The sequence below is a fragment of the Bartonella sp. OD88NMGDW genome, assembly GCF_042193775.1.
Taxonomy (GTDB): domain Bacteria; phylum Pseudomonadota; class Alphaproteobacteria; order Rhizobiales; family Rhizobiaceae; genus Bartonella; species Bartonella grahamii.
In genome coordinates, this window is record NZ_JBHIMA010000017.1 from 1 (window position 1) to 9,073 (window position 9,073).

Annotated in this window: 12 protein-coding genes and 1 pseudogene; 3 read left to right on the forward strand and 10 right to left on the reverse strand. The window is 42.7% G+C overall.

What is annotated here, in order from left to right; translation table 11 throughout:
- From ACFIJR_RS08270 to ACFIJR_RS08290, 5 genes are all read right to left on the reverse strand, one after another.
- Window positions 1-1,946 (reverse strand): phage tail protein (locus ACFIJR_RS08270; protein ID WP_375653977.1); only part of this gene is annotated, 1,946 nt, incomplete at its 3' end.
- Entirely contained in the window at window positions 1,943-2,014 is a 72-nt protein-coding gene (locus tag ACFIJR_RS08275) for a GpE family phage tail protein (protein ID WP_081429755.1), read from the reverse strand. The genes ACFIJR_RS08275 and ACFIJR_RS08270, both read right to left, overlap by 4 nt.
- Window positions 2,015-2,052: 38 nt before the next feature.
- On the reverse strand, window positions 2,053-2,340 hold the full coding sequence (locus ACFIJR_RS08280) for a phage tail assembly protein (RefSeq protein ID WP_375626896.1): 288 nt from the start codon (window positions 2,338-2,340) through the stop codon (window positions 2,053-2,055).
- 2 nt (window positions 2,341-2,342) lie between these two features.
- Window positions 2,343-2,849, reverse strand: coding sequence for a phage major tail tube protein (locus ACFIJR_RS08285; RefSeq protein WP_375653979.1), 507 nt, complete (start codon window positions 2,847-2,849; stop codon window positions 2,343-2,345).
- Window positions 2,849-4,060 (reverse strand): phage tail sheath subtilisin-like domain-containing protein, encoded by a 1,212-nt coding sequence (locus tag ACFIJR_RS08290; RefSeq protein WP_375653980.1) that lies wholly within the window; start codon window positions 4,058-4,060, stop codon window positions 2,849-2,851. Before ACFIJR_RS08290 ends, ACFIJR_RS08285 begins: the two co-directional genes overlap by 1 nt.
- 357 nt (window positions 4,061-4,417) lie before the next feature.
- Here ACFIJR_RS08290 and ACFIJR_RS08295 point away from each other — a divergent pair, with 357 nt between their 5' ends.
- The 3 genes from ACFIJR_RS08295 to ACFIJR_RS08305 all read left to right on the forward strand — a co-directional run bounded on the left by ACFIJR_RS08295 (window position 4,418) and on the right by ACFIJR_RS08305 (window position 5,706).
- Entirely contained in the window at window positions 4,418-4,951 is a 534-nt protein-coding gene (locus ACFIJR_RS08295) for an antA/AntB antirepressor family protein (RefSeq protein WP_375626900.1), read from the forward strand.
- Window positions 4,952-5,075: 124 nt separating this feature from the next.
- Entirely contained in the window at window positions 5,076-5,327 is a 252-nt protein-coding gene (locus tag ACFIJR_RS08300) for a type II toxin-antitoxin system prevent-host-death family antitoxin (protein ID WP_375627072.1), read from the forward strand.
- Complete coding sequence (locus tag ACFIJR_RS08305; RefSeq protein WP_375627593.1) at window positions 5,320-5,706, forward strand: hypothetical protein; 387 nt, start codon at window positions 5,320-5,322, stop codon at window positions 5,704-5,706. Before ACFIJR_RS08300 ends, ACFIJR_RS08305 begins: the two co-directional genes overlap by 8 nt.
- 9 nt (window positions 5,707-5,715) lie before the next feature.
- Here ACFIJR_RS08305 and ACFIJR_RS08310 read toward each other — a convergent pair whose 3' ends face one another.
- The 5 genes and pseudogenes from ACFIJR_RS08310 to ACFIJR_RS08330 all read right to left on the reverse strand — a co-directional run.
- A complete protein-coding gene (locus ACFIJR_RS08310; RefSeq protein WP_375627594.1) occupies window positions 5,716-6,024 on the reverse strand; it encodes a HigA family addiction module antitoxin in 309 nt (102 codons plus the stop codon).
- Window positions 6,017-6,148 carry a hypothetical protein gene (locus ACFIJR_RS08315; RefSeq protein ID WP_375652167.1) on the reverse strand — a complete coding sequence of 44 codons (132 nt, stop codon included), beginning with the start codon at window positions 6,146-6,148 and terminating at the stop codon, window positions 6,017-6,019. The genes ACFIJR_RS08310 and ACFIJR_RS08315 overlap by 8 nt, the downstream gene beginning before the upstream one ends.
- A gap of 76 nt (window positions 6,149-6,224) precedes the next feature.
- The gene (locus ACFIJR_RS08320; RefSeq protein WP_375653982.1) at window positions 6,225-6,476 is read right to left on the reverse strand and encodes a hypothetical protein; all 252 of its coding nucleotides are present in this window, start codon (window positions 6,474-6,476) and stop codon (window positions 6,225-6,227) included.
- A gap of 9 nt (window positions 6,477-6,485) precedes the next feature.
- Window positions 6,486-7,847 (reverse strand): Bgr_08870 family protein, encoded by a 1,362-nt coding sequence (locus ACFIJR_RS08325; RefSeq protein WP_375653983.1) that lies wholly within the window; start codon window positions 7,845-7,847, stop codon window positions 6,486-6,488.
- A gap of 14 nt (window positions 7,848-7,861) precedes the next feature.
- Window positions 7,862-9,073 (reverse strand): annotated as a pseudogene (locus ACFIJR_RS08330) (DUF4815 domain-containing protein); the annotation flags it as partial.

Consider the following 9,073-nt stretch of genomic DNA (forward strand, 5'->3'; position numbering starts at 1 on the left):
GCACCCACTTTATTTGTTGCCTGCATTTGTCCTGTTTCAACGACACTTGTATTAAAACCACTCTTGCGTTTTTCAGGTGGGGTATTTGTAACCACTACTGTATCAACCATTTTTTTTGCACGTGCATTGGTTTCATCGGTAAAGGTTTTAATCGTCTCCGTTGAAGTTTTGTTGATTGAAACATTAAAGCCTAGCTTTTCTTTCATCCAATTAGGCATCCAACTGGTTAATTTACTCATCATGCCGCTGAGCCAATCAGACAGAGCATTCCATTTGCTTTTGATGCCGTCCCAAAGCCCGTTAATAAGATTGGAGCCTACTTCCATTAAATCGACACCAAACAGCCACTCAATGAGTTCATTGATTTTTTTTGAAATCCAAGAGAGCGGTGAAAAGTTTTTAAAGAGCGTCAAGAGGTTATTGAAAACGTTACTACATAAGCTCGCAAAAGAATTCCACAAGTTGCTTATGAAGCTTACTACCGTATCCCAATTTTTGTAGAGCAGATATCCAACTCCAACAAGGGCTGCTATGCCGCCAGCGATCCAGCCGATAGGAGTGGTCATGATTGCGATACCAAGCGATATAAAAGCAGAACCAACGGCAGTTATTGCTGGAATGAGTGAAGCTACAAGAGATAGTGCAAGACCCGCAACTGCAGAAGCTGCCGGTACCATTGCCGCAATGAATGCTCCGGTAAGAACTGCTCCAACCGCGGCTAAAGATGCAGCTACCCAGCCATTGAGTTCATCCCAATATTTATAGAGTGCGGCAAGTACCGCGATACCCCCAATGAGCCATCCTATGGGCGTCGTCATTATAGTATAGCCAAGGGTGACAAACGCTGCTCCCGCTGCGGCTAATGCGGCAATGAGTGGACCAAAAATGAACGAACCAAGTGCCACAAGTCCTACCTTAAAGAGGGTTATTTCACCAATCAGAGGTTCTAGCCATTGGAACCAGCCTTTAATCCTCTCTGTGAGATCACTGATACCTTTTCTTAAATCAGAGGTAGGATTAAGCAAATCATTAAAGACTTTTTTTAAGGTTTTTGCCCAGCTCGCAACAGTTGTTTGAATGAGGTTGCGGTTTTCATCAATCAGGCGAGAAAAACCGTCAATCATGTCATTGATCACGGGCATGAAACGCGCGCCAATAAAGCTCGCGATACCGCCTATTTTTTTCTTAAAGGCTCCCATTTTGTCACTCAAATCTGCTGCATAGCGTGCAACATCGGCACCTATCAGCCATTTTCCTTTTCGCGCCTTTGCAAACAGCTCTTTAATGGGTGCCATGCCTTGTGCAAGCATGGTCGCCATTTCTTTACCATCGCCCCCAAACAGCAGAGCGGCAATATGCTGTCTTTGTGCTTGGCTTTTCATCTTACTCATCTTGTCGGTAATTTCTTCTAACAAGACAGAAGTGGATTTGAGTTTTCCAGAAGTGTTTTTGACAGAAATGCCAAGTGCTTCAAAGCCCATCATGCCTCTTTTTTGTCCAGCATAGGCTTGTGCTGAACGCCTATTTAAAACCGCTAAGGATTGTTGAAAAAGTTCGGCAGAAGTGCCTGAATTATCGGCTGCATCGCCCCATAATTGAAGCGATGCAACACTCATATTTAAATGGTGTGATGCGTGGTGAAGACTATCTCCCAGATGCATGGTTTTCATGGTGAGGGCGGTTACACTTGCCACAAGTCCACCACCAGCAAGCCCTAAAGCACCAGTAAAGACCGAAGCACGGCTTGCCGCCACTCCAAGAGCACTTTGAACGCCATGAAGGCTTTTTGTCATGTTTTTGACAGCAGCAGAAAAGCGCGGAATACTCAATCTCAGTGAGAGTGTTTTTGATAATGTATCGAATTTTTTTTGAAGATGTTTAAGAGGTGCGGTGAGTTTGTCTTCAAGAGATAATCTCACCTTTGCATCAGCAACTTTTTCACTCATTTTGTCTTATACCTTTCTGCTGCTTGATTTCGCCAAAAGACCAATTCTTCCAGTTCCATTTCCATCATGTCTGAAAGTGGCCAATGAAAAACAATGGCAATATCGGCTATGAGTTTCGCGGCAGTTTCGCAGTCTTGGAAGCCCGCCGACTTGAAAAAAAATCTATAATCTCACGAATATCTTCCATGTCATAAGGATCAATTTCCTCAACGGCATCTATGGGCCAGCCAGAAAGGCGTGAAGTAATGAATTCTAACTGATCAGCATCGTCTTCCTTAAAGGTCGCTTTTAAGTCTTTATATTTCGGGCGCCGTAAGGTGATTTCGGTATGTTCTTTTCCTTCAAAGGTAATCGGTACAAGTAATTTATGTGTAATGCTTGTTTGTACTGTCATTTTTATAATCCTAAGTTTTCTCTATGATCTGCGAGTTGATTGACGCCATTAAATTTTCTCACCAAGTTGAGGACGTCTATCTCAACAATTTCAACGTCCTTCTGGACATATTTGAAATACTGTAATGTGAATGTAGCCGTAGAAGTTGCTTTGCTCCCCGGTTGCCATTCTGCCATTTCAAAGCCTTTGCATAGTCCTCTCATGGTAATGACAACACCTTCTGCGGGTGTGCCTTGCGCTTGCATTGAACTTCGTAATGAGATATCGACATCAGTGCGCCCCAACAGTGCCATCAATTCTGGAGAGCAATCAGAAATGGTCATGCTAAGTGTGAGGGTTTCAAGACCAAGGTCAACTTCAATAGAGCTATCCATGCCTCCACCACGATAACTTTCAACAACCAAGTTCAAATTCGGTAATGTTACGCTTTCACATTTTGCTTGATAGGGAATACCGTCGACAAAAATGTTAAAATATTTCAAAACTCTTGGTAAAACGGGTATAGCCATTAAAAAATCTCCTCTAAGTAATCATTCACAATGCGTGAACGGAATGTGATGTGTTCTGCTGGTGTTGTTGGTGTGAATTCGACATTGAAATAGATTCTGCCGCCTTCAATAGCGCTTGCTGTATTCAACTCTAGATCAGGCGTACAGCGCCCACCAAGAATGGCGCCTTGTGCTTTCAAATCACGCAAATAGGCATTGACGCTTTCACTGACATCATTCATGTAGGTTTTTTTGATATTGCGGTCGACAGCCCATAGATGCCCGCGCAAAATGGCGTCATTGATCATATCTGCGGTTCTCACCACCGATAAGAAAGCAAATTTTGTATCACTTGAAAGGGTGCGATTACCCCAAAGACGATAACCGTTTTCGCGGATAATTGTTGTGATATTTTGTTCGTTAAGAAGGTTGGCGCGGCTTGATCTGTCACCAATGGAAAAATCAATGGGGCGCACAGTTCCAACAATGCCATTGATCACTTTGTTTGAAGGAGAATGCCAAAAACCGTGTGTAAAATCAGTTTTGGCAATGACACCAGCAACCGCTGCACTTGCCGGCTGTTCTATGATCTTTCCATCACGATTTACCTTTACAAAAGGGTCAATAAGAATGACGCGCTTTGAATCAAAATCCTTTGCTGCACTAAGGGCTGCTTCATCTGTTGTGTTTGGTGCATCAAGCACCACAATAGCGCGTAGGCGTTCAGCAATGCCAATGAGTTCTGCTGCGACGGGGTTGGTAGTTGCACCAGTTCCATTCTCTTCAATATTCACACTGGAAGGGCGTTGATGTGTAAAGCCTGGAGCGATGAGAATGCGTGGTGTTTGTCCCACAATGGACCCCGCTCCAATCAAAGCATGAACACCTTCATAAGCGCCATTTGCGTTTACACCGCCAAGAACATTGGTGAGTGTTGCATTTTCATTGTCACCCTCGTTCACGCGTACGACAACGACAATGGCGCCTACTTGTTTAAAAATAAGATCAAGGGCATTGGGTAAGGTACCTTGACGCTTACCCGTTTTATCGAGTTTTGCAGCTTGTGAAAGAGAGCCCGTTACCAAAACCGGTGTGTTGAGAGGGAATGCTTGTTCATCGGCATCGGGTGCTGTGCCAACAATCCCGATAACTGCCGATTGAACCGCGCGAAGGGGGCGGGTGCCGTCGTCAACCTCGACAACTTCAACACCGTGTAGAAAACCTATTGCCATACTTTATGCTCCTTTAAATGAGGGGTGAATGAAAATGAATGGGAAAAATGAGAGGTAAAAAGCCGCTTTTGAAAACGACTTGACAAAATATTCAAAACCGTTAGATTCATACAAAGGTGCTTGAAAAACACCTTAAAACAACAAGCGGATTGGTTACCGAAATAATCAGTCTTCTGTACATTAAAGACTTTGACTCATTATATGCTACACGCATATAATAGCTTTGTCGGGTGTGGTTACGCTATACAATACCCTTTCGGGGGAAAGGCATAACGACGGGCTTGTTGCCGTGTTTTTCAGCACCCGGCATTTTTATAAAAAATGTCAATGAAAAACGTCTAACAACAAGGAGTTCTCATGAATACTCTTATTCCAATATCGGAACAAATCATTGATCAGGAAACTGTTCAAACTGTTAACGCTCGTGATTTGCATACGTTTTTGAAGGTAACATCTCGTTTTAACGATTGGATTATTAATCGTATTAAAGAATATGGTTTCCTAGAAAATAAGGACTTTGCGAGTTTTACTAAAAATTTAGTAAAACCTAAAGGCGGTCGTCCAAGTACAGAATATCACATCACTTTAGACATGGCGAAAGAGCTCTCAATGGTGGAACGTAACGAGAAAGGACGTCAAGCACGCCGTTACTTTATTGAGTGTGAAAAGAAACTGAGAAACCAATCTGTTGATTATGATCGTGATACGCGTTTTGATTTGCCAAGTTATTGGGAAGGTATGAAACCTGGTGAAAAAGTTTTGTATCTTTTAGGTCCAATTCATATGCGTCTTCTTGATGCCTTCAGAGTAGACGAAGAAAACAGAAAATATAAAGCCCTCATTAAAGAAGCAAAAAAGGTCTTAGCAAGTCCGATTACAAAAGCTGCTTAACTTTAAAAACATGATTTTCTCTCCTCGTCTTTTAGGCGGGGAGGTGGTTAACAGCATAAAATATCTTTACATAATACATATTGTACGTATAATACGTATTATACATTAAAGATAGGATGTGCATATGAAAAAATATAGTTTTACAGATGTAAACCGCGGGGCAGGCGATATTTTAGACGAGGCTATGTCTACACCTGTAGCTTTAACAAAGCGAGGGCGTGAAAAAATCATTATGCTTCCTGTTGATTTATATCATGAATTAATAAAAGCGCGTTCTCGTATACAATCTTTTGTTTATGCAGATGCACCGCAAAATATATTAGACGATTTAGATCGTGGTTTAGATGATATTTTAAATGGCGACGAATATGTTTAAAGCAGGGGATGTTGTTCAATATTATTATTTATGGCACGAACAAGCGCAAAAAGGTGAACATTCGGGGCGCAAAGCGCGTCCTTCCTGTGTTATGGTTAAAACTGAAAGCCATTTCTTTTTGTTTCCTATCACTTCTCAAGAGCCTATTAATTTACAATATAGCTTAAAAGTACCTGAGATAGAATGTAGACGTGCGGGGTTGCAAATGCAATCTTGGGTGCGTGTTGATGAATTTAATGTTGTTCCTTGCGAATCTTTGTTTGACTTTGAAGATTTAAAACCACAAGGGCGTTTTAGCCTCGCTTTCGTGCGTAAAATTGCACTTAAAATTAAAGAAGTTAAAGCAATAAAACCACTTGGAAAAGTCTCTAGAGATTGAGTCACAAAGTCAAACAGCGTGGAGTGTTGGAACTTTGCTAACATCTGTTTCACGTTCAGCATGCCACGCATCATAATTCGCTTGCATACGTAACCATATGGCAGCTCCATTCCCAAACATTTTGCCAAGACAAGCCGAAAGAGAAGGAGATATAGGCTTTTCGGCATTTAGAATATCATAGAGATGTTGGCGTGATATACCAAGCATCTGTGCGATTTCTGTATTCGTTTTGCCAGTTTCAGGAATAATTTCTGCCAAAACTTCTCCTGGATGAGTAGGACAACGGTTTTTATCTCTTTGTGCAGGAATGTCATTCATAACTATATCCTTTCTTAATAAAGTGAATACGAAGTTTAAATTCTATTGCCATCTTGCTCTCCAAATCAATGAAGAGACTATAACAAGCATCACCATGCTCCATAAGACTGACACTGTCAGTCAAAAAAAGCCCTTTCAAAGGGCTTTTAAAGAGTTTTAAAAAGGACTTTAAAGAAAGAAAATCATACAAGCCTTATCGCCTAGACTTGATTATCTTTCTCTTGTGGTTCTTTTATGGGCTCTACGGGTGCGTCTGTTTCTGTCATTTCAGTAGATGAGAGCTGTTTTGTGCTTTCCTCAACAACGGGAGGAGAGAAGACTCCGTCCTTATAAGTCCAGCCGATCTGCGCTTCACTTGAGGCGATTGCCTCACCATCAAAGGCATGAACATAATCTTCTGACGCTACGATAATATTTGTTACCACACCATTTTCAACAACTGCATATTCCATGAAGTGCTCCTATATAAAAAATCTCAACAACACTGCTCCATTACCGCCATTTCCTCCTTTACCAACACCACCATCTTCTCCTGGGAAATAACCACCACCACCACCTCCTCCTTGTCCACTGCCTTTGCAGCCTTTACCACCTCTGCCACCTTTATGGCTCTCTCCGCCATAACCGCCGTTACCATTATTAGCACCAGCACCCCCACCGCCGCCGCCGCCAAAAAAAGAATTTCCACCATGACCACTACCACCGTTGCCGCCATTCCCACCAGCGTAAATAAAAGAACTACCTCTATAACCATTAGAACTAGCATCGCCCCCAAAACTACCATTGAAACTTGATACGCCGCCGCTGCCACCACCACCACCACCTCCTCCTGGCCCCCCATATGCTGTAATAATTCCTTCAATGCGTGTATAACCACCACCACCTCCACCGCCTCCCGGAGAAGCGCCTCGTCCACCTCGACCAATTTCAATAATTTTTGCGGATTTTAACTGTGAAGCTTTAATTTTAACATACACACTTTGGCCTCCACTGCCGCCGCCGCCACCGTAGCTGGATTTACCTTTGGCCCCATCTCCCCCACCTCCGCCACCACCCCATGCCCATATTTCAATTTCTGTGTTATCGGTCATACCTTCAGGAAACGGGATAGTGCCACTTTCTGTCATGAGGATTTCAAGGGGGGACGTCGCTTTTCTTAATTTCGTGATTTCATCACGTATTTCTTGAAGAGCAACAAGAGCTTCATTTTTGCTATAAACTTCCGCACCATCAACTTTAAGAGGTCCCTTCAACATGCTTCCGGTTGTGCTTAGATTGGTAACGACTTTGTTGTTATGGATAAGGCTAAACGACGAATTACCCAACAGTTCTAAGCCACCACTCATGGTAACTTTGCTGGTAAATTTATTATAACTTTGCCATTCATTTGGGCTTGTGAGGTGTCCATAGCTTGTGAGATCTTCATTGATCTTAGCTCTAAAATCATCAAGCCCCACAATATCTTCGGTTTTATGTTGGTGTGCGCCTAATAGAGAGACAGCACTGCCAAAAGTGAAGTTATTATTGCTTGATTTATAGAGAACATAATTGTTGGCAGCATCTTTTGCGCCTTCGATATCACTTAAATCAGCAAAAGTGAAGGTTTTATCGGCTGCCATTTTGGCCTTAAGGGCCGCTTCAAGGTCTGCAACATCACTTATGCTATGCGTGTGTTTTGAAGGCGCTTTTCCCTCTACCTTTTCCTCAATATCAACAATGGCTTGATCAATTTTGGTCAAGTTTTCCCGCAAGATTGGGAATTCAGAACTGATAAAGCGTCCTTCTTTAGGCAATTCCATGTCGAGTTTTTTGGTTTTTGTCATCTCTCATTTTCCCCTCATAATATACCAGCGCCAAAATCGCTCACCATAGACCGTGCCGCCGGTCCACCGGTAAGGGTCAATTTCAAGCGCGCTTGTTTGGCTGTTTTATCACCACTGATAAATTTGCGCTCTGTCCAAAGCGGTTCAGCGAGTTGCTCTGTTTCCTCTAATTTCAAAGGAGTGAAAGCACCATCATCCAGTTGCATCTCCAGTGAAAAGGTTGCACCGCCCGGTAAAAAGGTTTTGATATAACTGGTCAACCTTGCCTTTTCTCCAAAGGAAAAAGCACGGGTGACATAAGTGGCTTCCTTATGAATCTTTCCCGCAATCAATTGAACAGGAGCAAACAAAACAGGTGAGAGCTTTTCGGTGCCTTTGAGAATAGCGCGAAGCTTTACCTTTTCACTGATATATTCGGTAAGACTGAGTAATTGAAAGGGTAGAAGTTGATAAACCGTGCCGTTGTTTCTTTCAATTTCAAAGATGACAGAACAATCGCTTGAAGGCAATTCAATGGCTGCGCGTATTTGTAAATCAGAGCAGTCCACAAGATCAAAAGTGCCAAGATCAATGGTTTTTTCTGTTTGTGTGTAGCGTGCCGCCAGCACTCGAAAGGCTAAAGCCTCATCTTGATGAGCAGTCCAGCTTTGTGCGTTAACAGAAGAAAAGCGTGGACCGGTCACATAAGGGTGGCTTGAAACATATCTCTGATGTTCTGCATCAAAATCCCCAAGCTTTGCTAAGGAGACGGAATGATTACTATCATCTGTCTTAATAACGAAAGCCGTTAAGCGGTCATCGGGGACAAGGAGTGGTACATCATAGCGTGCCTCTGCCCAACCAGTTTTTGCGCCCTTCATGGAATAAAAGCTTTGTGCTTGAATATCGGCGGTCGGATAACCGTTTTCAGTGGTGACCAAATCAATCACCAAATTATGGTTTTGATTGCCGATTTTGCAAAGATGAAAGTCAATACCGGTAATTTGCCGTGTTTCATCAGGAGTAAAGACTTGTGCTTGTGGGTCTACTTGCGTCCATATTTTCACCGTGGTGGTGCGCCGCATCACTTTCACATCAATCACACCTTGACCGGTAAAAAGCCCCGTTGCAATTGTTCCACCTCTGCCTTGTGCAATAACATTTTTTGTGCCAGCTGTAATATTTTGTGGAATCGTGAAAGCGCCTTCAAGAGCGCCATCGGGAGATGTAAAACAATAATAGATTTT